At 47.2% G+C, this 1,353-nt stretch carries 1 protein-coding gene; it reads left to right on the top strand.

Annotated features, from left to right (window positions below):
- A partial coding sequence (locus M3G15_RS21315) for an IS91 family transposase (protein WP_260072016.1) occupies positions 1-1,161 on the top strand: 1,161 nt, incomplete at its 5' end.
- Between the last annotated feature and the right edge of the window lie 192 nt (positions 1,162-1,353).

The following is a 1,353-nucleotide window of genomic DNA, read 5'->3' as shown; positions in this document are numbered from 1 at the left end:
GAAGTAGAGAAGTTCCGTCGATGCGGGGATCCCAGAAACGGTTTTAAGCTGATGGTATGTGAAGGATGTCATGACCTACGGCTCGTTCCGTATCGTTGTAAAGGAAGATTCTGTACGACCTGTTCATGCGGAGAAACAGAGGAATGGGCACGTCTCCTGGAACAAGATGTATTCCAAGTCAACCACCGCCATGTCGTCTTCACGATCGACGAAGGATTACGGGAAATCTTTCTGCTCCATCGGGCAAAATTACTCAAAGAATTTATGGATGAAGCGGTACGCTTAGTCAAAGAACATTTTGAGAAGAAACATAAGGTAACTCCCGGAATCGTAGCCGGGTTGCATACGTTTGGGGCACGGCTTAACTTCAATCCTCATGTACATATGCTTGTAACGATGGGAGGAATGAAGAAGACCGGCGAGTGGAAAACATACGATTTTATTCCGTTCGAGATGCTGCGTAAGCAATGGCAGACGGTTGTTTTGAAGCTGATTCGACGAAAGTTAAGTGAACAAGAGAAAAAGCAAGTGCAGTCCCGTTTGCAAAAAGCTTACTGCGAGAACGGAGAAGGCTTTTATGTGCATGCTCCGAAACAGAAAGGGAACGTCAAGCAGCAACTCGGATATATCGGGCGATACATGAGAAGACCAGCGATAGCGGTTAGCCGGATCGAAGCGTATGACGGAGAAAAGGTGACATTTCGTTACCGGGATAAGAATGACGGGGAAGAGAAGACCGAGACGATTTCGGTAGAAGAATTTATGGGTAGACTTGTGCGGCATATTCCGGATGAAAACTTCAAAACGATCCGTTACTACGGGGTTTATTCGCGGCGGATCAAGAGCCTGTGCAAGAAGTTAGTCAGTGAGTGGCAAAAAGCCGCGAGAAGATGGATTGTCAAGGCAAAGCGGATATTAAAACGCAGAACGTGGAGTGAACGGATCAAGGAGCAGACGGGGAAGCCGCCATGTTGCCCAAAATGCGAAAGTTATTACGAATACAAGGGAGAAGCCTGCCTTGAGGATGGGAAGTTGAAGGTGAAGTACGCGGTGTGCTCCACCTCAAAGGCATGTCTGGAGAGGATGATTCGGGATGTCGCCGGTGTCAAAGAAACGAAAGGTAGCGAAGAAAAAGAAAAAGCCGCAAAGCGGGCTGCATAGCAAAGCGAAAGTAACCTACATCTGTCTTCAATGTCATACAACAGAAGAGATTCCGCTGAATGTCGTTCGAAATTTCGATGCGATGGATGATGGAGATCCAACAGTACCTCCGCAATTCCGCTGCGAAGAATGTGGAGGAGGCATGTACCCGGAATATTACAAAGGAATTCATGGTTACGAGTACAGGATTAG

It is taken from the genome of Paenibacillus sp. p3-SID1389 (assembly GCF_025151705.1).
In the GTDB taxonomy this organism is placed as follows: Bacteria; Bacillota; Bacilli; order Paenibacillales; family Paenibacillaceae; genus Fontibacillus; species Fontibacillus phoenicis.
The sequence above is the reverse complement of the archived record's forward strand: the minus strand, read 5'-3'. Positions and strand labels throughout refer to the sequence as shown.